Origin of the sequence: Pseudomonas sp. NPDC090203 (assembly GCF_044746765.1) — a bacterium.
GTDB classification, from domain to species: domain Bacteria; phylum Pseudomonadota; class Gammaproteobacteria; order Pseudomonadales; family Pseudomonadaceae; genus Aquipseudomonas; species Aquipseudomonas putida_AD.
This window is the reverse complement of sequence record NZ_JBIVCV010000001.1, coordinates 372,907-394,157: the sequence shown is the minus strand read 5'-3', so window position 1 is coordinate 394,157 and position 21,251 is coordinate 372,907. Positions and strand designations below refer to the sequence as shown.

Below are 21,251 nucleotides of genomic sequence, written 5' to 3'. Positions count from 1 at the left end.
CCGGCGCTGTGTGCGATCTCGCGTGCAGTGCCTCGACGGACCTCTTGGACACACCGGCAGCACCCGATCAACACGCCCAACAGTCGGTTCTACTGGCCATCACCCGCGCGGATCAGCGCCTGGTGGCCGTCGGCGAGCGGGGCATCGTCCTGCTGTCCGATGACATGGCCCGCACCTGGCGTCAGGCGCGCTCGGTGCCCAGCAGCGTTGCGCTGACGGCGGTGGACTTCGTCGATGCCCATGACGGCTGGGCCGTGGGGCATGGCGGGGTGATCCTGCACAGCGCCGATGGCGGCGAGACGTGGGAGCGCCAGCTGGACGGCAACCTGGCTGCCGGGCTGGAGCAGCAGGCGGCGCAGGATCAAATTGCGCAGGGCGCCGAAGGTGCGCAGCGACACCTGGACATCGCCCGGCGGTGGGTCGCCGATGGCGCCGACAAGCCGTTTCTGGATGTGCATTTCTCCGATGCTCAGCACGGCCTGGCAGTGGGCGCCTACGGGATGGCGATGCTCACCGAGGATGCCGGGGCGCATTGGCGTTCGGTGACCAGCGAGCTGGACAATCGCGCCGGCCTGCACCTTTACCGGATCGTTCAAGGCGACCAAGACGTGACCATCGTTGGAGAGCAGGGCACTGTCCTGCGCGCGAGTGGACTAGGGGCGCCCTTCAGGCAGGTCCCGATGCCCTACCACGGCACCTGGTTCGGCGCACTTGAGCTGGGCTCCGGCCAGGCACTGGTGTTCGGGCTCAAAGGCAACCTCTATCGCAGCGCCGACGCCCTTAAATGGACCGCGGTCGCCACCCGTGAAAGCAGCAGCCTCACGGCGGGCAGGGAACTGCAGGACGGCAGCCTTGTGCTCGCCAGTGAGGCGGGGCGGCTACTGCGCAGCCTCGATCATGGCGAGCATTTTGCGCCGCTGCCGAGCCGCGACCTCGATGGGTCCCCCATCACCGACCTGGTGCAAGCCACCGATGGAGTGCTGGTGGTGACTGGCCTGCGAGGCGTCAAGCGCCTGGATACCCTCGTCATGAACAAAGAGAATGAACTATGAATGCGCACCATGAGGTCGCCGCAGACGACGTTGACGTGATGGCTCAACGAGGGTCATGGGTCGAGCGTTTGCTGTTCGGTCATCGCGGGCTCTTCCTGCTGGCCTGCGTGCTTGCGACGTGCTGGTTCGGCTACAAGTCCATGGGCCTGGAGCTCAACGCGGCGTTCGAGAAGATGCTCCCCAGCGGCCATCCCTACATCGTCAACTACCTGCAGAACCGCTCGCAACTGGCTGGCGCGGGGAACACGCTGCGGGTGGTGGTGGAGGCCAGGGAGGGGTCGATTTTCGATCCCGGCTATCTGGACACCGTGAAGAAGCTGACCGATGAACTGTTCCTGCTCCCGGCAGTGGATCGGCCGTACATGAAGTCGATCTGGACCCCGGCCGTGCGCTGGACGGCGGTGACCGAGGATGGCCTGGACGGCGGACCGGTGATGCCCGATGACTACGACGGCTCGGCGCGCAGCCTGGCCCAGGTCAGGCAGAACATCGAGCGGTCCGGGGAGATCGGCCAGCTCATCGCCGACGACTTCAAGTCCAGCATCATCCTCGTCCCGCTTCAGGAACAGCGTGCCAGCGATGCGACGCCCATCGACTATCAGGCCCTGTCCCAGCGCCTGGAAGCGCTCAGAACCCAGTACACCTCGGCCCGGATCGACATTCACATCACCGGGTTCGCCAAACTGGTGGGGGACCTGATCGAGGGCATGCGTCAGGTCATGGTATTCTTTCTGGTCGCCGCAGCGATTTGCCTGGTCATCCTGATCGGCTACACACGCTGTATTCGCAGCGCACTGGTGGTACTCAGTTGTTCGCTGGTGGCGGTGGTCTGGTTGCTGGGCGCGCTCGCCAGCCTGGGTTTTGTCCTGGACCCTTATCTGGTACTGGTGCCGTTTCTGGTGTTCGCCGTGGGCTTGAGCCACGGCGCGCAGAAGATGAACGGCATCACCCAGGACATCGGGCGCGGGATCAGCCGCCAGTTGGCCGCCAGGCTGACGTTTCGCCGGTTGTTTCTGGTGGGGCTTTCGGCGCTGGTCTGTGACGTCGTGGGCTTCGCGGTACTGATGGTGATCGACATCCCGGTGATCCAGGACCTGGCGATCTGTGCCAGCATCGGCGTCACCATCCTGATTGTCACCAATCTGATGTTGCTTCCGGTGCTGTTGTCGTTCATCGGCGTCAGTGAGACAGCCGCACAGAGAGCGGCGGCGGTGGCTTCCACCGACCTTGCCGACCTCTACCTGAGCAAGCATGCGGTCTGGGCGTTCCTGGATCATTTCACGCACCGTCGCTGGGCCGCCGTCGCGTTGCTGGCCGGCATTGCCCTGGCGCTAGTCGGTCTCGGTTATGGCAGTCAATTGAAGATCGGCGATACCAGTCCCGGTGCGCCGGAGCTGCGTGCCGATTCTCGCTATAACCAGGACAACGCCTTTGTCGTCAGCCATTACTCGGCCAGCAGCGATGTCTACGTGGTGATGGTCAAGACCCCGCAATTCGCCTGCGCGCTTTATGACACGGTGCGCGCCGTCGATCGTCTGGAATTCGAGCTGTCGCAACTGCCTGGCGTCGAGGGCACCAAGTCCCTGGCAGGCCTGGCCAAGGGCGCCGCCAGTGCGATGAACGAAGGCAGCCTGCGCTGGTACGAAATCCCGCGTAACCAGGACATGCTCAACGCCATCATCACCCGTGCGCCGCGGGAGATGTTCAACCAGAACTGCGACCTGCTGAGTGTGTACGTTTATTTGCGCGACCACAGGGCCGATACGCTGACCGATGTGGTCAATGTCGTCGACTCGTTTGCCAGGCGCAACGACTCCACAAGCTACCGCTTCCTCAATGCCGCAGGAAACGCAGGGATCGAAGCCGCGACCAATATCGTGGTCAAGGAAGCCAATCGCAAGATGCTGTGGCTGGTCTACGCCGCCGTCATCCTCATCAGTCTGGTGACGTTCCGCTCATGGCGCGCGGTGCTCTGCGCGGTCCTGCCACTGATGCTGACGTCGGTGCTTTGCGAGGCGCTGATGGTCTGGCTGAACATCGGCGTCAAGGTGGCAACCTTGCCGGTGATCGCCTTGGGGGTGGGGATCGGGGTGGACTACGCGCTGTACATCATGACGGTGATGCTGCGGTATCTGCGTGAGGGCGCCAGCCTTTCCGAGGCCTATTACCGTGCCTTGATGTTCACCGGCAAGATAGTGGTGCTGACCGGCGCGACCTTGGGTATCGCGGTTGCCACCTGGTATTTCTCGCCCATCAAGTTTCAGGCGGACATGGGGGTGCTGCTGGCGTTCATGTTCATCTGGAACATGCTCGGCGCACTGATCCTGTTGCCGGCGCTGGCGTACTTCCTGTTCCCTTCAGCCAAGTCGCAGCCGTTGCCGGCAAGGGTATCGGCGACTGCAGCGCGGTAAAGGGAGACAACGCGCGGTGGAGGGACACTGCAGGTCGATCCTGCAGTGTCGTTGCCGGGGAGGTGAGAATGGATTCAGCAACTTGCCAGGGCAGGGGTGGTTTCGGTGTCGGGCGACAGTCCCAGGCGTCTGTCCCATTCGGGCTCCATGGAGAATGTCGAGGACAGCAGGTCCAGGAACAGTTTGACCTTGGCGGTCAGGCGATGAGACGTCGGATACACGGCGGAAAAGTAGGGCGTGTCCGTCTGGTAGTCCGGCAGCACGCGGACCAGGCGCCCCTGCAGCAGGTCTTCGCAGGCCACCATGGTCGGGAGGTAAGCAATGCCCATCCCGCGACGTGCAAACTCCTGAATCAGGTGCACGCTGTTGGAGCGCAACGCCGGTGTCAGGGTCACCTCGCTCTGTTGCTGCTGCTCTTGATTGTTCAGCGACCAGCGACGCCATGGGTAGTAGCGGTAACAGGCGAAGTCATGCAGGCAAAGATCATCAGGCGTCTCGATGGGAGGCTTGCCTTGCAGATAACCGGGCGTGGCGACGAAAACACCGCGCATCAGAAACAGCCGTCGCTCGATCAGCGAGTCCGAGGCCGGGGGGAAGATCTGCAGGACGATGTCATAGCCTTCCTGTACGGGGTCGACGACCTGGTCGTTGGCGAAGACATCCAGTTGCACGTTAGGGTGGCTTTTGCGGAATGTCTCGATGACTTTCGGCAGGTGCTCCAGGGCGAAACCGTTCAGCGCCGCCACGCGCAGCGTCCCGCTGACCGAGGCGCAGGTGTCTCGCGAGCGCTGCGAGAGCGCTTGCATGTGATCGATCAGTTCCTGGCAATCGGTGTAATAGGATGCACCGACTTCGGACAGTTTCACCGCCCGGCTGGAGCGATGAAAAAGCGAGACGCCCAGGTGCTCTTCCAACTGCTGGACCCGTGTGGTGATGACCGATTTTGCAACGCCGATCTGCCGGGCGGCGTTGGCAAAGTTTCCTGCTTCCGCAGCACGCACGAATGCTTCGATACTCAAATAAATGTCCATGCTGTGCCTCTATCTTTTTTGTTTTGAGGGCCGGCGGACCGGTATCGAACATGGATACCGGAGCGGTCCGTCTGCTGGCTTGACGAGCACTTTCCTTGAAACATGGCACGTCTTGCGCTTCAGCTTGAGCAGTCCCTGGCCACAAGACAACAGCGTCGTGGTTCGTGATTCGCAAACCCTGCGATTGCCAAATCAGCACCAGATTACGTGGGAAACCGATCACCCACAAATCGCGACCGGCGTGTTTGCGAACCGCAAACCCTGCCGTGTTGCCTCGTCAAATGCCGCTGGTTAGCCTTTGTCGATGCGTCTGGTGCTTGTGCTTGTGCGTCAGATACCTGTGTGCCGCTTGCTGATGGATAAAAACAATATGGAAAGTATAGAGGGGGTGGTGGTAGTTGGAGGTGGGGCCGTTGGCCTGCTGACCGCGTTGATACTGGGCAAGGCCGGCGCCCGGGTGGTCGTGCTTGAGTCCGCGCCCAACGTTTCATCTGCATCTTGGGCTGTGGCCTACACGCCCGCCAGTGTTGCGGTGCTGGAAAGGGCCGGATTGCTGGCCGACATCAGCAAGGCCGCCATACGCTCGGACGACCTGGCCTACCGCCACGCTGACGCCAGCCTGATCGCCACGATGCAATGGAATGTGCTGAGTGAGGACAGCGAACATCCGTACATGCTCCTGCTCGCGCAACATCATGTGTGTGCGGTGATTGTCGAGCACCTGCGCAGGCTGCCCAATGTCGAGATCCGCTGGAATCACCGGCTAAAGGGGCTGGAGCACGAAGGGTCCTGGGTCACGCTGACCCACTGCACTCCGGGAGGCGACAGTGAGCTTCGGGCGCGTTGGGTGGTGGGCGCCGACGGTGCGCAAAGTACCGTACGCAAACAGCTGGGCGTAAGTTTCGATGGTGTCACCTGGCCCGAGCAGATGGTCGCGGTAAACCTGTTCTACGACTTCGCCCTCAATGGTTATTCCAGGATCAACTTCGTACAGGATGCAGTCGATGCCGCAGCGGTGATCCAGCTCGACCGAAGCGGCCTGTGGCGCGTGTGCTACGAGGAAAGTCGTGGTTTGTCCGACGCCCAGATCTCAAGGCGCGCAACCGAACGCCTGGTGCGCATGCTGCCGGGCACACCGACACCGGATCAGTTTCGCATCGAACGCATCCAGCCCTACCGGGTTCAGCAGCGCTGCGCCGGAGCGTTTCAGCGGGGGCGGGTCATTCTTGCGGGCGATGCGGCCCATGTTGCCAACCCGATGGGCGGCTTGAGCCTGTCCGGTGGTGTCACCGATGCCGAGCACGTTGCCCTGTCGCTGATGGCCCGGCTGCACGATGCGGACCCGCAGGCTGATGCGGCGCTGGAGCAGGCGATGACGGTTCATCGCGAGGACCGGCTGGCGCTGACATCACCGGGCGCCACGCCCTACTTGAGCTGGCTCAGGGATTCCGACAAGAAGCGTCGGGCACGGGACATGCTGCTTTTTGAAGTTGCCGGCCAGGATCGAGCCGTCATGCGCAACTTTCTGCTGGATTTCGAACGGATCAATGGCCGTCGCCCCTGGACCCTGACGGCATGGCTCAGGGCCTTACCCGGCCTGACGAGAGGGGCGGCCCGTGCGGCCGTGCAATGGCTGTCACAGGTCACGATCCCGGCTGCGCCCCTGGCCCGCAACGGCAACAGGGCCGACATCGGCGCCCAGTATTTCGAATAGAGGCAGGCGGGTCGGTGCCTGCAAAAGGCGGGCACCGACCTGGAACCGGGTCAGCGCATCTTTATGATCATCTTGCCGTCCGGCCGTGGCCGCTTGCCGTCGAGAATCTCGTGTATCTGCGTGGCCTGATCAAGGTCGAACACCGGTCCCACGCGGGTCGTCAGCTTCCCGGCATTCACAAGCGTTGCAATCTCGGTCAGCGCGTCGGTCGTCACGTCCACCAGAAAGAAAAAGGCCGTTACGCCATGCCGGACCGCTGCGTCCTGATCGGGGTTGGAAACGGCCGACACGAGAAAGCCGCCGGGCTTGAGCACGCTGAATGATTTGTCCTGGGCGTCGCCTCCCACGAGATCCACCACCAGGTCGATATCCTTGACGGTGGTCTCGAACGGTTCGTTCTTGTAGTCGATGACCCGGTCGGCGCCCAGCCCCCGGACATAGTCCTGATCCTTTGCCGACGCGGTCGTGATGACCTGGGCGCCGGCATTTTTGGCGAACTGAATGGCGTACGCCCCGACACCCCCGGCCCCGCCATGGATCAGCACGGTCTGGCCCGGCTTCAGGTGACCCTTGTCAAATAACGCCTGCCAGGCCGTCACGGCAATAACAGGGACAGAGGCTGCCTGCACCGCCGTCAGGGCATCGGGTTTGATCGCGATCATGCTCGCCTGGGCAAGTGCATAGTGAGCGTAGGCGCCGGTAAAGTTGGAGTTGGTCACGCCAAAGACCGCATCGCCGACTTTCAGGGTTGCCACCTCAGGCCCGACCGCGACCACGACGCCCGCAAGGTCCGAGCCCAGCGTCAAAGGTAAAGGCTGGGGCAGGGCGCTGTTGCCTGACCGGATCCAGCCATCCCACGGCCCAACCCCCGCAGCCTCTACTTGAACCAGCACCTGGCCAGGGCCCGGAGACGGGGTTGGAACCGTTTCCACACAGATGCACTCAGGGCCACCGAATTGATGCACCCGGGCGGCGAGGGTGGTTGCAGGGACTTCCATAAAGGGCTGGCCGCTGGCTGTTGCGTTGGCCTCGTTCATGGCACACCTCTGTAATGGCTGGAAAGGTCACGGGACCCGAAGATGCTCAGTGTAGCTCGCCCATTGAAGAGTGAAGTTACCAACAGCCGCTAGTGAGTTCTGGACCTGTATTAAAGTTATTGTTCTGATCAGATAGTCCAATTGAAAAGTTATCAAGGAGACCAATTCACAACAGTGCTTCATTAAGCATTATTTGCCTTGATGAGGGCCTTGGAGCTAGTTACCCTCAAGTAACGCGATAAATGGCCGAAACACTATTTGGCTTGTATGACCATTAAATAATTTATTTCGTGCAACAAACCTCTGCACAGGTCCCGACGCATTCGCGTGTCGCGGTCCGTCGTGCATCCAATTTCGAGGCGCCCGGTTTGGCGCCCCATGCCAAGGAAGCCAGGATGATCGTCAATAACGCTTCAGACACCGCCATGTCGGCTTACGCCAATGCCTCCCTGCGCAAGACCTCTTCCAGTACCGATAACGCCAGCACTGCGGCCACTCAAGCCAATCAGAGCAATCAGGCGGATGACAGCACCGGCTGGGTGAGCCTCTCCAGCAAGTCAGTGGGCTACAGCCATTCCATCGCCAACTACACGCCATACTTTCCAGCGCGCTCGGGCATGACCGCCGACGCTCTGGTACTGGGTGTATCGCAGCCGGGCGCGGTTTCGAGTTCCAAAGGGCTGTCTTTCCCGGATGTCGCCTCGGATGCGCGTACACGCATGGACAGCAAGTACGCGTTGATGAAGAGCGGCGGCAAACCGTACGACGGCAGTGACACCGATCGCAATTCGTTGATGGGCGATCTCGATCGTCGCTCGCTGTATGCCGTGGCCACCAATCAGGGCGGCCAGTTCAGCGCCGAAGAACAGGCCGCCGCCAAAGGGTTGATGCGCCAACAGGAGCGCCTGGCCACCGGTTATTACAGTGGCCCGGCCGACCAGCAGAAGAACTTCACCGACCCCTATGCCAACGACCCGGTCGGGCGTGCCAAGGCGGCACTGGCGTTTCTGGAGAACATGAGCCCGGAAGAAAAAACCGCGCCGCAATGGCTGGTACAACACCAGACCCTCAGTGACGCCCTGGCGCAAACCGGCAGCGACACCGACACCTCGGAAACCAAAAAGGACAAGGGGCATTTTCACAATCTGTCCGAGATCCTCGCCGGGATTGACACTGATGGTTCCGAGGAGGATCAGCCTGGTGTGACGGTTGATTAAGATTCAAGCGCTCCCAGATGGATAAGGCTTGATGTGCAACGATGAAAGCGTGGTGAGTGGGGCAGATTGTGGCTGAACGAGCCCTATGAAATACAGGATATGGTTCTCCCCTAAAGGTCGGGGGTTGAGTGTAGCGTTTGCCCTGGGCTGCTGTGACCGTGAGGCCATCGGTTGGGTTGCCAGCCCGGCCGGGTACAGCGGTGACGACATCCGAGGCTTGATGTTGGGAGGTCCAGAGAGGCGTTTTGGTGATCAACGAACAAGCACGCCGGCGCACTCGTAAGCGATGACGGCTCGGCCTTTATCGCCAGCAGACGCGCCTGTTCGCCTGCCGGTTCGGCTTGCAGCGGGTAACCACACCGGTGTGCAGCCCCCAGAGTCCGGGGAGTTGGTCTGCAGTTTGGCAGGGCAAGTCCAAGCTACGTGTTGCCGACCAAGAGAGATCGAGCAGTTGCTTAATCGCTGTGAGCGGCGCCCGGAGGCCTTTAACTTGGGGCTATCGTAACCCGTGCTACCCCGCTTTGAGAGCAAGCGTAAAGTCAAATATGCGCTGGCATCCGTGGATAGGATAGCGTTTAGCTACCCCGCGTTGGTAAAATTATCCCGAGCTGCAATTTGGCTGTATATGGATACAGTATTGCGAATTTTACCGGCCAGGATGGCGAAATTAGCTCTGCACTGGTCGATCTTGTTTATCCAAGATTGGAGTAGCTGTGAACGCGAAGCTAGATTTTGACGCGACGAAGCTCTACGAAGCCCTGAAGTACCAAATCCACGTAGCGATTGACTACTGTCACACGCTGGATAAGGACGATGTTCTCTGGATCGAGGTATTCGGCGACGTCACCATCGAAGGCCGAGATCAGATCGAAGTAAAGGAATACAGCGATAGCCTGACCGACAGCCACGAGAACTTCTGGAATACCCTCAATAACTGGCTAAAGCCAGAATTCGACCATTCGCAGTATGCCAACCTTATTCTGCTGACCACCCAGGCTTACGGGGAGCGAACGGCCATCAAAGGTTGGCCTCAGTGGAGCGGTGATCAGCGCCTCGCTGCATTGGAAGACATCCTGAAGGACGCTGAGACTCGCTTCGAAAAAGCGAAATCAGGCAAAGAAACTACCCGTGAAGGCACCGAACAAGGTGAAGCCGGAGGAAAGACGTCCGGCCCCTCAAAAGCGTTGACACTGCAGCGCAAGGTGATGGCAAAAGAGATGCGCCGGTCGTTGATCGATGCGCTTCCCAAAGTCAAGATCATTACCGAACAGCCAGACTTGGCCGGCTTGATTGCCAGGTACAAAAAAGCCTATCTGAAAAGCATACATGAGCATCGCACGGACGACTTCCTGAATGACCTCTTCGGGTTCATGACGAGTGCAGTCAAAGTTACTGATGGCTGGCGATTCACCACGGCGGAGTTCAACAGAAAATTCACTGAGCTGACTGCTCGCTACATGATCGGCTCGGTGCGGTTTCCCCGAGTCAACACTGACTTGATAGAGCGAGAAGCGGCGAAACTTGATGTACGTGAGCGTCTCTATGCTCAAAAGCTGGATGAGATCGGAGGGGAAGAGGATGTAATTCTTGAAGCGACTGCCGATCTGCTGCATGCCCAAGAATACATTGTCGAACTCATAAAGGACTGCACCCTCTCCCAGGAAGACGTGGACGGTTACAGCAAGAATCACATGCGCACCCACAGCGCCCACAGATCTGAACTCATGAGCGACTGCGACCAAAGCTCGCACCGCACCAAGCTTCAGCAAGCATCCTTGAAGTTTTATCATTCCCGGTGTCGTTTGGACGTTGTGAGATTTCGCAACTTCGAAGACACGCCCGTTGAGTTTCGCAACGGGATCTATCACATGCTCGCAGACGCAGCGCATGCCAACCCAGCGAAGGAGTTTTACTGGAGGCTCTGGAAATGAGCGTAAAACCTATCGAGCATCTTTTCACGCTCCAGCGCTCTCCGATCGCACTGGCGCCGGTCATCCACAATTTCTTTGCCCATTCCAAGTCTCGGGAACGCGACTTGCTGTTGAGCTATCTGGTTCTGCCCATGGTGCTGTACCCGGCCATGCAGGAGTACCTGCTAACCGTGAGGAAGACCAGCAACCTACGCACGCTATGCAAAGAACAGAAACGGCTGGTCGGGCTCACCTACAACACTCAGCAATTCAAATCGCTGACAAATGCCGCTCTGCTTGTGCTTCAGGCAGAACAGAGCATCGAGCTCACCGACGATCTGACGGTGAAATCTATCAAGGACGTTAAGGCTGGCAATGCCAACCCCAAACAGCTCGAAGCCGCCCGCCGGCTGTCCATGGTCTGCGCAGAAGCGGACGTGGTTTCCATCTACAGGACGTTAGGATTCAAGTCTCTATGAAATGCTTTCTGCGGTACATCGGCGTAGTCGACACTCAAAACAAAATTCACAAGGTGCGACTGGAGCCTGGACTCAACGTCATCACGGGCAAATCGTCCACTGGCAAAAGCGCGATCCTGGAAATCTTCGACTACTGCCTCGGTAGCACGGAGGACACCATTCCAGTGGGGACGATCACCCAACGTGCCGAGACATTCTTCATCGCTCTGCAATTCCCAAGCTATTTCGTCGTGGCCGCCCGTAAGAAAAAATCCGATCGCTGCTTTTTGCTTGAAGTGCAAGGCTCAGACCCTGACCGGCTGCTTGAGCTCATAGAGCAACCCAAAGCGTTCTTCGATCCCAAGCACTACATGCCACTGGCAGACTTCAAGAAAAGCCTCGGACGGTACTTTGCGATCACCCTGGAGAATGTCGACGAAGACCCCTACCTGAAAGCCGCCGGCCGTAACAAGTCTGCCACCCCGTCAGTACGCAGCTTTTCTTCTTTTATGCTCCAGCATCAGAACCTGGTGGCCAACAAGCACGCGATTTTCTACCGTTTCGACGAGAAGGAAAAACGTGACCAGGCAATCAACCACTTTAAGATCCTGATGGGACTTGTGGATGAGGCCTATTTCGACCTGTACCGGGATCATGAGGTTGCCAAGTACGAGCTCAAGAAAGTCCAAGCGCAGATTCCCAAGCAAGAACAGCGCAAAGAGAAAGCAATCACTCGTTACAACCGTCACCTGGTCGAGTTCAAGGCCTTGGCAGGTCTTCCATTGACCGACGCAACGGCGGAATACATCTACAGCAATCCGGTGCCCATGCTAAAGGCAATCTCAGAGCAGGCCGTCAAAATCGACGTGCTTTCCGATGAGGTCGAGAAGCGCCGAGCTGAGCTCCAGAGTCAACGAATCGCTCAGCTCATCGAGAAGCGCAAGCTGCAAGGGCAGATGAGATTGATCGGTGAGTCTCTGACCTCCGCTACTCAATTCAGCTTGAGCATGACGGCCGATACCTTGCCCGACTCCATTGAGTTATCGGAAGCACACTGCCCCTTGTGCGAGGCCGCCACCAGCACGCCTGCCATGGAGGCCAACAAGCTAATAGACGCGATTGACTGGCTGAATGATGAGCTCAAGCTGTCCGCCTATGCGCGTGAAAGCTTCGCCGCAGAACGCCGGAACATTCAAGAAGATCTCGACAAGGTAAACGCAGAGCTGCGTCGCATCCAAGCCGATATCCAGCCACTCGACGAAGAAATTGCCAAGCTCAAGACGTCCAAGTCGATCGATGAGCAGGCAATCAAGGCCAAACTACGACTTGAGATCGCCATTCAAGAGCAGTTGGACAAACCTGAATCAGAGCTGCTCATCCAAGAGAAAACCCTGCGCGCAGAAGTCGATCGTCTTGCCGCGCTCTTGGCGAAATACGACATCAAAGACAGGCTCAAAGCGCTGAGTACCGAAATCGACGCCAAGATGTGTGAAATTGGCAACCAGTTCGATTTCGAAGATACCTACAAGCCTTCGAAGCTGCGCTTTGACATCGAAACCTTCGACCTTTGGTACCAGCAGACCCCGAACACCCGGGTCTACCTGCGCTCGATGGGCAGTGGGGCGAACTGGCTGTACTCGCACCTTGCCTTGTTCATGTCGCTGCATTACCAGTTTGCCGCGCTTTCAAACAAAGGATGCAAGATCCCCCCAATCCTGTTCCTTGATCAGCCTACCCAAGTGTACTTCCCTGCGTCACTGGATGATGCGGAAGACTTTGATGCAAAGGAGCTTGCGAAACAGGCTAAACGTGAAAATGCGGTCGACGCCGACATGAGTGCCGTGACGAACATGTTCACTCAACTGGCGAAGTTCTGCGATGAGACCGGCAAGACAACCAAGGTAACCCCGCAAATCATCGTCTCTGATCACGCAGACCGACTCACCTTGGGCGAAGGCTATAAATTCCCGGACTATGTACGGGCGACCTGGAGGACACGAGGCTTCATCGCTGACGAGTAATAGCTACAAAAAGATGGACGGCGCATGCGTGTTTCCGCCATTGACCGTGGTGTTGCTGGCGCGTTTGCAGATCACTGCTGAAGCGATCCTCCCCTTTTTCAGAGTCTGTTCTGCGTACTGGAAGGCACAAGTGCTCATCTATAATCAGCGAAGTCAGCTAACAGCTCGCAGGATTGCTCCACAGAAAAGGTTGCTAACCGGCCCAGCAAAATCACGCTCGAATTGCTTTGGAAGATCTGTCATAGGAAACCGGGACGTCATGTCTTGGGAAGGATTGATGAAAAAGGAATTGATCTATGCAACGGAACGATGCTGAGAATCTCTTGAAAGTCGCCATCGGCAACCAGGCTGCGGTATTCAGAGACGGCCAATGGGAGGCGATTGACGCCTTGGTCAATCACCGCCAACAGCTGCTGGTCGTTCAGCGTACCGGCTGGGGCAAGAGCTCCGTTTACTTCATCAGTACTCGAATACTGCGCGATCGCGGGCAAGGCCCGACGATCATCATTTCTCCTCTGCTGGCCTTGATGCGTAATCAGATCGAGGCAGCTCGCCGAATCGGTGTGAACGCCGTCACCATCAATTCCACCAATACCCAGCAATGGGAACAGGCCCGCCAGGACGTGCTGGCCAACCGCGTGGACTGCTTGCTGATCTCTCCGGAGCGATTGGCAAACGACAATTTCATGGAAGACATTCTTCGGCCCATCGCAGATCGTATCGGCTTGATGGTCATCGACGAGGCACACTGTATTTCCGACTGGGGACATGATTTTCGGCCAGATTACCGACGCATAGTCAACATTCTGCGTTTCCTGCCTCCCAACACACCACTTTTGGGTACTACTGCGACGGCAAACACTCGGGTAGTGAATGATATCCGCGCCCAGTTTGGTGACATCCACATCGTTCGAGGCCCACTGACACGCGAAAGCCTGTCGTTGCAAAACCTGACCATGCCGGATCAAGCCAGCCGTCTGGCCTGGCTCGCCCAGACCATCCCAACCTTACCGGGGACGGGCATCGTTTATACCCTCACCCAGCGCGATAGTGAGCAAGTCGCGCGCTGGCTTTGTGCTAATGGGATCAATGCTGCTTCATATCACAGCGACGTAACCAACCCCGGCTTTGCTAATAGCGATGGATATCGCCAATACCTGGAAGACCAACTGCTTGCCAACGATCTCAAGGTACTGGTGGCTACCACTGCGCTGGGTATGGGCTATGACAAACCTGATCTGGGCTTCGTCATTCACTACCAAGCGCCGAGCTCAATAGTCGCGTACTACCAACAGGTTGGCCGAGCAGGACGCGCTATCGATCACTCCCTAGGCTTGCTGATGTCAGGAGAGGAAGACGAACAAATTCATGAGTTTTTCAGGCACGCAGCTTTTCCGCCGCCTAGCCAAGTTAATCATTTACTCCGTGTCTTAGCGCAGTCCAATGGACTGACCATTCGAGAGCTGGAGGAGCACAGCAATCTTTCCCACGGACAGATAGAAAAAATCCTCAAGCTTCTGAGCGTCGAGAGCCCGGCGCCGCTCATCAAGCACGAAAGCAAGTGGCTGCGGACTCCAGTTCACTATGAGTTGGATGAGAACCGAATCAGCAGGCTGACTGAGCTGCGGGAGAATGAGTGGCAACAGGTTCAGGCATATTTGAATGAACCTGGCTGTCTGATGGCGTTCCTACGACACGCGTTGGATGACCCGGAAGATGACGCTTGCGGGAAGTGCGAGCGCTGCCTGGGCAGGGAGCTGGTATCAAGTCAGGTAGACAGTCGGCTGCTGCATCGAGCGGCAACCTTCATTCACCAGGCCGAGTTTCCCATCAAGCCAAAAAAACAGATCGCCAAGGGAGGCTTTGAGCACTACGGCTTCCCGACCAACCTACCTGCCAACCTTCAAGCAACGGAAGGTCGAGTACTATCACAATGGCGTGATGGAGGGTGGGGAGATTTGGCGGCTGAAGGCAAGGAGCAAGGTCACTTTGACGATGAACTGGTTGCAGCCATGGCTGAGATGATCCAGGCTCGCTGGCAGCCCAATCCCACGCCTATTTGGTTGTGCTGCGTGCCGTCGTTGGGGCATCCAATGTTGGTACCTGACTTTGCTAGTCGCTTGGCGAACACTCTGGGAATTCCCTTCGTCAACTGTGTGACCAAGGTGAGAGAAAACGAGCCACAAAAGTGGCAGAACAATCGATTCCACCAGTGCCGTAATCTGGATGGCGTGTTCGCGGTAAATGCGGACATTCCCGCTGGCCCGGTGCTGCTGGTTGATGACATGATCGACTCAGGCTGGACGATGACCGTCATTGCTGCACTACTCAAGCAAGCGGGCAGCGACCTCGTCTATCCGCTGGCAATCTCATCTACGGCAAGCAACGCATGATAAATACCAATACTCAGTCGATCCTCCTATTGACGTCTTACTTCTCAAAATCTGTCGGTGGCGCCAAACCGCTCTCCCCAACGGAATGGGGACGATTCGCTCAATGGCTCAACGCTCATGGGAAGACGCCTGCAGAGTTGGTGACAGCTGAGCCACACGTGGTGCTTGAGGGGTGGCAGGATGACAAAATATCACTGAGCCGCATTGAGCAGTTGCTTGAGCGCGGCCATGCGCTGGCGTTGGCGCTGGAGAAGTGGAACCGGGCTGGGTTGTGGGTGCTAACTCGATCTGACGCCGACTATCCGAAAGCGCTTAAGCACCATCTACGCAATACCGCGCCGCCAGTACTCTTCGGCTGTGGAAATCCGCGACTGCTCAATCAACGCGGTATCAGCGTCGTCGGAGCACGCAAGGCGGATGACGCCGACCTTGCTTATGCCTCCTCTCTTGGTGAGCGGATAGCGATGGCCGGAATGACCGTCGTCTCAGGTGGCGCGCGGGGCGTCGATGAGGCGGCGATGCAGGGCGGATTGAAACAGGAAGGAACCGTCATCGGCATTATGGCCGATAGTCTGTTATCGGCAGCGCTATCTAGCAAATGGCGCGATGGGCTGATGAACAACAACCTAGTGCTGGTTTCACCATTTTTTCCCGAGGCAGGATTCAATGCTGGAAACGCAATGGCCCGGAACAAATACATCTACTGTATGAGTCAGGCCGCAGTGGTGGTCCGCTCCGAAACCAAAGGCGGAACTTGGAATGGTGCTATCGAAAACCTGAAAAAAGCTTGGGTACCCTTGTGGGTCAAGCAGGACGCAAATCCGGAATCTGGAAATTCCGCGTTGGTGTCGCAAGGCGCGCAATGGCTGGATTCTGCGGTGGCCCATGTCGATGTCCACGGGCTGAATGCTCAAGCCAAGTCCGAGCCTGAGCCAGACCTGGTATCCGGGTCAGTACCTGCCAACGATAGTGTTTTGAGCGTGAAGGAAGAGCCCGTCAAATCGGCGCCCGTTGAAGGCGACACGCTGCATTATCCTCCCGCCAGAGAGGGGCTGGCTAATGAAGGTTCGAGTTTGGGTACAACTCAGGCTACCGACATGGGTGAGCTGAGTTTTTACCAATTCTTTCTGCGAAAAATGGCATGCCTGGCTAGGCCAGTAGCCGCTGACGAGCTGAGCGAGCGCTGGGGCATTTCCAAGAAACAGATCGGCGAATGGCTCAAACAATCACTCGATGAGGGTCGAATTCAAAAGCTGACTAACCCGGTGCGGTTCCAGTGGCTGGAACGGGGAGAATCTGAAGCCATCATCATAGCTAGCTCGGACCAAGTGACCGATGGACAGATGGGATTCAAGCTGGATTGATCGGTCACTACACGCGCCATTCATACAGCAATCCCAAGTGCCTATAAGCGCTCGGCGACCAATATTTTAAAGCACTGTGAGGGGGCAGCGTCCTGCCTTTCATAGGGCTCGCTCAGAGTGTTTACAACCATTAACTCGATGGTTTTGCCAGTATCGAATGCGGGATTGTCCAACGCCCCATACGTCCTGTTCACATCCGTACCACCCCCGATACAACAATTCGTCACGACACATGCGCCAAACTCTCGAAAAAACGCCCTGAACGTTTACAATTGCGCCTCCCTCTTGCACCTCAGATATCCAGGCAGTACATGGCACTCGATCCCACCACGATGCTTACCCTTTCGATTGCCCTGGCCGCGGCGGCGTCGTTGTATCTGGCGATCGAGTGGAGCAATGTGCGCGAGCCTTCGCTGGTGTTCTGGAGCGCGGGGTTTGCCACCATCAGCATCGGCTGCATCCTGGCGCTGTTGCGCAACAGCGGCATCGTGGTCATCGGGGTCTGGTTCGCCAATGGTTTGCTGATCATGGCGCACTGGCTGTTCCTGGTGGGAGTGGCGCGGTTTACCGCGGCGCGGCTGTCGAGGGGGTGGTTGCTGATCATTCCGATCTGGCTGGCGATGCTTTTCCTGCCCGCCGAACCCTGGTGGTCGAAGGTGATGCTGGGGATCCAGTCGTCGATCATCACCGTGCTGACGCTGCGGGCCAGCTTCCTGCTGCGGCCGCACGGCAAGACCATCAGCGTCGGGGCGGGGCAGTTGCGGTATGTGCTGCTGATTCACGGTCTGTTCTATCTGTGCAAGGTCATCACGGCGGTGATTCCCGGTACCTTGATCGATCTGGCATCCCTGCGCGGGGAGATCATTCAGATTTCCCTGGTCGAGGGGGCGATGGCGATCATGTTGATCGCGCTGTCGATGACCGGTTCAGAGCGCTATCGTCGGGAAAAACGCATCGAACGTCTGGCCGCGCGTGATCCGTTGACGGCCTTGTACAACCGTCGCGCCCTTGAAGTCAGGGCGCCGCGCCTGCTCGAAGATGTGTCGCCCTCGCGGCCGGGCGCGTTGCTGTTGATCGATATCGATAACTTCAAGTCCGTGAACGATCTGTACGGGCACACGGCGGGGGATCGGTTGCTGATTACGTTGAGCGAGATGATCCGCTCGATTCTGCCTGACGGTTCGCTGGCGGCGCGTCTGGGCGGGGACGAGTTCGTGCTGCTGCTGAGCAATGCATCGAGCGAGCACATCCATGAACTGGGCAGCACCTTGCGCGAGCGCTTCCAGGTGGCCGCAGCCCAAGGGTTTTCTACCCCTGAAGCGGTGACGCTGAGCATCGGCGCCAGCCTGTTCGACCAGCCGCCCGCCAGCCTTGGGGCGTTGATCGAGCAGGGCGATGCAGCGCTGTATGAATCCAAGCGCGGCGGGCGCGACAGTATCCGCCTGGTCGATCGCACGCTGGCCACTGACGAACCCGTGCAAGCGCCCTGAACCGCGGTTCTTCAACCGTTCATCAGCCAGTTTTCGCGCCGCAGCCCGAGCCTGGACTTGTGGTCTGAACATTGCTGTAACTGTGGTGCAGGGGCCGCGACAACCGAAAGTTGACGCCATCCTGCGCTCATCCCCCGCAGCTATGTTCGGCATGCCACGACGCGCGTGCCATGGAGCCCACCTTGAGTACCCTCTCGGAAATTGCAGCAAACCTGTTGAAGCGTGAACGTATGGCCGAGGGTTCCAACGCAGTCACGACTGCGCAGCAGGCGGTGGGCCTTGAGCAATTGATGGCGCTGTCCCGTGAAAAAGACGTGCACAAGTGGCAGGAAGCGCTGAGTCAGTTGATCGCCGATAACCCTGGCAAACGTCGCGTCACCGTCCTGCGCGTGATCGATGGCGGCCTTTCATCCTGAATGTTGTCCGTTAGCCGCTATTCATCGGCTTTCTGGCGTTAGCCGGTCGTGTGCCAGGCGTGTATCGTTGCGATCATGTTCCTGGCACCTCCGGAAAAAATAAGATGACTCGTCCTCGTTTCTTGCCCGATAACTTCACCCTGACCCTGGTCACGGTGGTCATCATCGCCAGTTTTCTGCCAGCCAGTGGCCAGGTGGCCGTAGGCTTCAGTTGGCTGACCAACATCGCCATCGCCCTGCTGTTTTTCATGCACGGTGCCAAGCTGTCCCGTGAGTCGATCATTGCCGGTGCAGGCCACTGGCGCCTGCACCTGTTGGTGTTTGGCCTGACCTTCGTGATCTTTCCGCTGGTGGGCCTGGCGCTCAAGCCTGTGCTTTCACCGCTGATCGGCAAAGACCTGTACATGGGCATCCTGTACCTGTGCGCTTTGCCTGCGACGGTGCAGTCGGCCATTGCCTTCACGTCCCTGGCTCGCGGCAATATTCCGGCGGCCATCTGCAGTGCGGCGGCGTCGAGCCTGTTCGGGATTTTCCTGACGCCGCTGCTGGTGACCTTGCTGCTGAATGTGCACGGCGATGGCGGCTCGACCGTGGATGCCATCGTCAAGATCAGCATTCAGTTGCTGCTGCCTTTCATTGCCGGGCAGATTGCGCGCCGCTGGATTGGCGCATGGGTCGGCCGCAACAAGAACTGGCTGAAGTTCGTCGATCAGGGCTCGATCCTGCTGGTGGTGTACGGGGCGTTCAGCGAGGCGGTGAACGAGGGCATCTGGCACAAGATTCCAGCGTGGGATCTGGCGGGCCTGGTAGTAGTTTGCTGCGTGTTGCTGGGTGTGATCCTGGTGATCTCCAATGTCCTGGGCAAGATCTTCGGGTTCAACATCGAAGACCGCATCACCATTCTGTTCTGCGGCTCGAAGAAGAGCCTGGCGACCGGCGTGCCGATGGCCCAGGTGTTGTTCGCGGGCAGCACCATCGGCGTGCTGATCCTGCCGCTGATGTTATTCCACCAGATTCAACTGATGGTCTGCGCGACCCTGGCCCAGCGTTACGCCAAGCGCCAGGAGTCGGTGCCGGAGTTGATGGCCCAGGTCGATCCATAATTGCCACAACGTATAAAAAAGCCCCGATCATTCGGGGCTTTTTCATTCATGGCTTGTCACTCTTCAGCTAGTTGTTCTTCATATTCCTTCACATAACTGCCGGCAAGTTTTTCCTTCTGTGTGTCATCCAGCAACTTGCCCGCCATCTGGAAGAACTTCTGTTCTTCTTCTTTCAAGTGATGATGCACCTTCTCTGACAGCTTCTTGGCAGTGACCAGCCAAGCCGGGCTGGACATGTCGGTTTCGTCCAGCTCTTCCATCAGTTCGTCCATCTCGTGGTGTTCGGAGATGGCATGGCGACTTAGGTCTACGCCGTTATCGAACTTCATCAGCGGCATATAGAAAAAGCGCTCTTCGGCAGTTTCATGTGCCTGCAACTCGGCTTTCAACTGCTTGTAGGCCTCGACGCGGGCCTCGCTTTCGCCGTGGGTTTGGATCAGGGCATCGGCGTATCCGCGCTGGCGGTCGTGGCTTTCTCTCAGGGCTTCGAAGATGTTCACGGTGAGGTCCCTCAATTGACATGTGAGCTACTAGGGCTAGACCGTTCCCTGTGAACAGACGTTCCATCGGTGTGCGCGGCATAAGCTTAGATCTATACGTTTCTTTCATAATTTCTGACTGTTTTTATAATAAAAACGACTTTAATCATCTGCCTTCATGCCGTTTCGTCATTTCAAGGATCCCCATGCCCCTTCGCAGACTTTTCGTTGCCGCAGCGCTGATGCTGGCCACGGTCACCGCCCACGCCGAGCAGGTCATCAGCATTGGCTACCAGCGCTCTTCCACCCTCTGGCTGTTGCTCAAGAATGACGGGCAGATCGAGCAGCGGCTCAAACCCCTGGGTTTTACCGTGCAATGGCATGAGTTCAGCAGCGGACTGTTGAGTGCGATGAACGCCGGCAGCGTCGATCTGCATGCCGATGTGGCGGATGCCTTCGCGCTGTTCACCCAGGCTGCGGGTACGCCATTGACTTACTACGCGCGGGAAAACCCGTCGCCCAGTGCCCAGGCGATCATCGTTCAGGACGGCTCGCCGATTCGCAGCGTTGCCGATCTGAAAGGCAAGCGCGTGGCGGTATCCAAAGGTTCGGGCAGCAACTTTCTGTTGATCTCGGCGCTGAAGAAAGCCGGGCTGACCCTGGCCGACATTCAGCCGGTATACCTGGAAGCACCGGATGGCGTCGCCGCATTCTCCAGCGGCAACGTCGATGCGTGGGCGATCTGGGACCCGTTCCTGGCCACCCAGCAACGCGAGCATCACGTCCGCGTACTGGCCGACGGCACCGATGGCGTTGCCAACTACAACCGTTTCTACGTCGCCAACACCAGCTTCGCCAAGGCCCACCCCGAAGTGTTGCAGGTGGTGTTCGATACCCTTCACGACGCCGGCCAGTGGGTCAAGGGACACCCGCAGGAGGCGGCGAAGAACCTGGCGCCGTTGTGGGGCAACATCCCGCCCGAAACCGTGGAGCTGGCCAACAGCCGCCGCAGCTATGACATCGTTCCGGTGAAGGTCGATCAACTGGCAGAACAGCAACGCATTGCCGATTTCTATTACGAGTCGAAGCTGATTCCCAAGCCGCTGAAGATTTCCGACATCGCAGTCTGGGTTCCCCAGGGCAAATAACGCAGGA

Annotated in this window: 16 protein-coding genes; 13 read left to right on the top strand and 3 right to left on the bottom strand. The window is 58.2% G+C overall.

The genetic code is table 11. The features are described from left to right. Positions 1-44 precede the first annotated feature (44 nt). Both ACIPO9_RS01740 and ACIPO9_RS01735 read left to right on the top strand, forming a co-directional pair. Positions 45-1,052, top strand: a complete 1,008-nt coding sequence (locus ACIPO9_RS01740) for a WD40/YVTN/BNR-like repeat-containing protein (protein ID WP_400778524.1) — start codon at positions 45-47, stop codon at positions 1,050-1,052. Further along, on the top strand, positions 1,049-3,463 hold the full coding sequence (locus tag ACIPO9_RS01735) for an RND family transporter (protein WP_400778521.1): 2,415 nt from the start codon (positions 1,049-1,051) through the stop codon (positions 3,461-3,463). Before ACIPO9_RS01740 ends, ACIPO9_RS01735 begins: the two co-directional genes overlap by 4 nt. Before the next feature lie 74 nt (positions 3,464-3,537). On the opposite strand, the gene ACIPO9_RS01730 is transcribed toward ACIPO9_RS01735, so the two are convergent. Beyond that, the gene (locus tag ACIPO9_RS01730; RefSeq protein WP_274132577.1) at positions 3,538-4,494 is read right to left on the bottom strand and encodes a LysR family transcriptional regulator; all 957 of its coding nucleotides are present in this window, start codon (positions 4,492-4,494) and stop codon (positions 3,538-3,540) included. A gap of 370 nt (positions 4,495-4,864) precedes the next feature. Here ACIPO9_RS01730 and ACIPO9_RS01725 point away from each other — a divergent pair, with 370 nt between their 5' ends. Further along, positions 4,865-6,208: an FAD-dependent oxidoreductase gene (locus tag ACIPO9_RS01725; protein ID WP_400778518.1), complete on the top strand. Its 1,344-nt coding sequence runs from the start codon at positions 4,865-4,867 to the stop codon at positions 6,206-6,208. Between the two features lie 50 nt (positions 6,209-6,258). Here the strand turns inward: ACIPO9_RS01725 and ACIPO9_RS01720 are convergent, their stop codons facing one another. Continuing rightward, positions 6,259-7,245, bottom strand: a complete 987-nt coding sequence (locus tag ACIPO9_RS01720) for an NADP-dependent oxidoreductase (RefSeq protein ID WP_400778515.1) — start codon at positions 7,243-7,245, stop codon at positions 6,259-6,261. Positions 7,246-7,640: 395 nt separating this feature from the next. Here ACIPO9_RS01720 and ACIPO9_RS01715 point away from each other — a divergent pair, with 395 nt between their 5' ends. From ACIPO9_RS01715 to ACIPO9_RS01675, 9 genes are all read left to right on the top strand, one after another. Continuing rightward, positions 7,641-8,462: a hypothetical protein gene (locus ACIPO9_RS01715; RefSeq protein WP_400778512.1), complete on the top strand. Its 822-nt coding sequence runs from the start codon at positions 7,641-7,643 to the stop codon at positions 8,460-8,462. A gap of 713 nt (positions 8,463-9,175) precedes the next feature. Next, complete coding sequence (locus tag ACIPO9_RS01710) at positions 9,176-10,393, top strand: hypothetical protein (RefSeq protein WP_400778510.1); 1,218 nt, start codon at positions 9,176-9,178, stop codon at positions 10,391-10,393. Then, positions 10,390-10,851, top strand: coding sequence for a three component ABC system middle component (locus tag ACIPO9_RS01705; protein ID WP_400778507.1), 462 nt, complete (start codon positions 10,390-10,392; stop codon positions 10,849-10,851). Before ACIPO9_RS01710 ends, ACIPO9_RS01705 begins: the two co-directional genes overlap by 4 nt. After that, positions 10,848-12,851: a DUF3732 domain-containing protein gene (locus ACIPO9_RS01700; RefSeq protein ID WP_400778505.1), complete on the top strand. Its 2,004-nt coding sequence runs from the start codon at positions 10,848-10,850 to the stop codon at positions 12,849-12,851. The genes ACIPO9_RS01705 and ACIPO9_RS01700 overlap by 4 nt, the downstream gene beginning before the upstream one ends. A 296-nt stretch (positions 12,852-13,147) precedes the next feature. Then, positions 13,148-15,244 carry a RecQ family ATP-dependent DNA helicase gene (locus ACIPO9_RS01695; RefSeq protein ID WP_400778502.1) on the top strand — a complete coding sequence of 699 codons (2,097 nt, stop codon included), beginning with the start codon at positions 13,148-13,150 and terminating at the stop codon, positions 15,242-15,244. After that, positions 15,241-16,608 (top strand): DNA-processing protein DprA, encoded by a 1,368-nt coding sequence (locus ACIPO9_RS01690; RefSeq protein ID WP_400778501.1) that lies wholly within the window; start codon positions 15,241-15,243, stop codon positions 16,606-16,608. The genes ACIPO9_RS01695 and ACIPO9_RS01690 overlap by 4 nt, the downstream gene beginning before the upstream one ends. Positions 16,609-16,919: 311 nt before the next feature. Then, positions 16,920-18,098, top strand: a complete 1,179-nt coding sequence (locus ACIPO9_RS01685; protein WP_400778498.1) for a GGDEF domain-containing protein — start codon at positions 16,920-16,922, stop codon at positions 18,096-18,098. Positions 18,099-18,280: 182 nt separating this feature from the next. Then, the gene (locus tag ACIPO9_RS01680) at positions 18,281-18,514 is read left to right on the top strand and encodes a hypothetical protein (RefSeq protein ID WP_400778495.1); all 234 of its coding nucleotides are present in this window, start codon (positions 18,281-18,283) and stop codon (positions 18,512-18,514) included. Positions 18,515-18,618: 104 nt separating this feature from the next. Then, positions 18,619-19,617 carry a bile acid:sodium symporter family protein gene (locus ACIPO9_RS01675; protein ID WP_400778493.1) on the top strand — a complete coding sequence of 333 codons (999 nt, stop codon included), beginning with the start codon at positions 18,619-18,621 and terminating at the stop codon, positions 19,615-19,617. A gap of 56 nt (positions 19,618-19,673) precedes the next feature. On the opposite strand, the gene ACIPO9_RS01670 is transcribed toward ACIPO9_RS01675, so the two are convergent. Further along, a complete protein-coding gene (locus ACIPO9_RS01670; protein ID WP_400603884.1) occupies positions 19,674-20,117 on the bottom strand; it encodes a hemerythrin domain-containing protein in 444 nt (147 codons plus the stop codon). Positions 20,118-20,302: 185 nt separating this feature from the next. Between ACIPO9_RS01670 and ACIPO9_RS01665 the strand changes: the two genes are divergently transcribed. After that, positions 20,303-21,244, top strand: a complete 942-nt coding sequence (locus ACIPO9_RS01665) for an aliphatic sulfonate ABC transporter substrate-binding protein (RefSeq protein ID WP_400603882.1) — start codon at positions 20,303-20,305, stop codon at positions 21,242-21,244. Positions 21,245-21,251 lie beyond the last annotated feature (7 nt).

Bases quoted from the DNA above. Each gene is read 5' to 3' on its own strand.
- ACIPO9_RS01705 (WP_400778507.1), top strand. From the start codon at position 10,390: ATGAGCGTAAAACCTATCGAGCATCTTTTCACGCTCCAGCGCTCTCCG.
- ACIPO9_RS01665 (WP_400603882.1), top strand. From the start codon at position 20,303: ATGCCCCTTCGCAGACTTTTCGTTGCCGCAGCGCTGATGCTGGCCACG.
- ACIPO9_RS01720 (WP_400778515.1), bottom strand. From the start codon at position 7,245: ATGAACGAGGCCAACGCAACAGCCAGCGGCCAGCCCTTTATGGAAGTC.
- ACIPO9_RS01700 (WP_400778505.1), top strand. From the start codon at position 10,848: ATGAAATGCTTTCTGCGGTACATCGGCGTAGTCGACACTCAAAACAAA.
- ACIPO9_RS01695 (WP_400778502.1), top strand. From the start codon at position 13,148: ATGCAACGGAACGATGCTGAGAATCTCTTGAAAGTCGCCATCGGCAAC.
- ACIPO9_RS01675 (WP_400778493.1), top strand. From the start codon at position 18,619: ATGACTCGTCCTCGTTTCTTGCCCGATAACTTCACCCTGACCCTGGTC.
- ACIPO9_RS01685 (WP_400778498.1), top strand. From the start codon at position 16,920: ATGGCACTCGATCCCACCACGATGCTTACCCTTTCGATTGCCCTGGCC.
- ACIPO9_RS01690 (WP_400778501.1), top strand. From the start codon at position 15,241: ATGATAAATACCAATACTCAGTCGATCCTCCTATTGACGTCTTACTTC.
- ACIPO9_RS01735 (WP_400778521.1), top strand. From the start codon at position 1,049: ATGAATGCGCACCATGAGGTCGCCGCAGACGACGTTGACGTGATGGCT.
- ACIPO9_RS01715 (WP_400778512.1), top strand. From the start codon at position 7,641: ATGATCGTCAATAACGCTTCAGACACCGCCATGTCGGCTTACGCCAAT.
- ACIPO9_RS01725 (WP_400778518.1), top strand. From the start codon at position 4,865: ATGGAAAGTATAGAGGGGGTGGTGGTAGTTGGAGGTGGGGCCGTTGGC.
- ACIPO9_RS01730 (WP_274132577.1), bottom strand. From the start codon at position 4,494: ATGGACATTTATTTGAGTATCGAAGCATTCGTGCGTGCTGCGGAAGCA.